Source organism: Sphingomonas sp. CCH5-D11 (assembly GCF_001557395.1).
Taxonomy (GTDB): domain Bacteria; phylum Pseudomonadota; class Alphaproteobacteria; order Sphingomonadales; family Sphingomonadaceae; genus Sphingomonas.
On record NZ_LSKH01000162.1, the window covers coordinates 1 to 1,217 of the forward strand.

General features: G+C 70.8%; 2 protein-coding genes. Both read left to right on the forward strand.

The window, feature by feature from the left end; genetic code table 11:
• On the forward strand, positions 1 to 507 hold a 507-nt coding region (locus AX702_RS10170; protein ID WP_066779031.1), incomplete at its 5' end, for a hypothetical protein.
• A partial coding sequence (locus AX702_RS10175) for a terminase large subunit domain-containing protein (protein ID WP_197420560.1) occupies positions 504 to 1,217 on the forward strand: 714 nt, incomplete at its 3' end. The genes AX702_RS10170 and AX702_RS10175, both read left to right, overlap by 4 nt.

Consider the following 1,217-nt stretch of genomic DNA (forward strand, 5'->3'; position numbering starts at 1 on the left):
GGGCAGGATCTTGAGGACATGGCATCCGCCGACAGCCAAATGGCGGCGGCGCTGTCCGGCGGCGCGCGCGGGATCGAGCGCATTGCGGGTCACACCACGCGGCTGCGCCAGCTGCGTTTCGCGAAGGTGCTGGCGGAGACGTGCAACGTGTCGCTGGCGGCAGCGGCGGCGGGGCGAACCATGGCGACCGTGTATCGCTGGCGCAGCGTGGATGCCGCCTTCGCCGCGGCCTGGGACGAGGCGCTGAACATCGGTTACGACCGGCTCGAGAATGCACTGCTGGTCTATGCGCTGACCAAGATCGACGGCATCGCGGGCGCGGACGGCGCGGCGAGCCTGAGCAACGGCGACCTGCAACTGGCGGTCGGCATGTTGCAGCGGCATCGTGCGTCCGGTGGCGGGCGCCGGACAGAGGTTCTGCCGATCAAGATGCCGACCGAGGCGGAAACCGACGCCGCGCTGAAGCGCGCGCTGGACGGGCTGGCCCGGCGGGGGAGGTCGTCATGAAGCGCGATCTCCTGCTGGAACTGGCGCTGCTGCCGCCGGAAAAGCGCGACCGGGTGATCGCGAAAATGTCGGTGCCGATGAAGGTCGAGATGGCCGGGCGCTGGCACACGTTTGCGCACGGGGGGCAATATCGGCCGGACAAGGACTGGCGGGTGTGGCTGATCCGGGCGGGGCGTGGCTTCGGCAAGACGCGTGCGGGAGCCGAGTGGGTCAACGAGATCGCGCGCGAGGTTCCCGGCGCGCGGATCGCGCTGGTCGGCGCCACGGCGGAAGAGGCGCGGCGCGTGATGGTGGAGGGGCCGAGCGGCGTGATCGCGACGGCGCGGCTGGACGTGCGGCCGGTCTGGACGGCGAGCAAGGGAGAGGTACGCTGGCCGGGCGGCGCGGTGGCGACGGTCTATTCGGCGGATGCGCCCGAGGGGCTGCGCGGACCAGAGCATCACGCCGCCTGGTGTGACGAGCTGGCCAAGTGGCGGCGCGGCGAGGCAGCGTGGGACAATCTGATGATGACCATGCGGCTGGGCAGTCAGCCGCGCGTGATGGTGACGACCACGCCGCGATCGACCACGCTGATGCGGCGGGTGATGACGCTGCCGGGGCTGCACCAGACGACCGGGCGAACGGGGGACAATATCCACCTGCCGGCGGCGTTCGTCGACACGATGAACGAGACCTATGGCGGGACGGCGCTCGGCCGGCAGGAGCTGGAC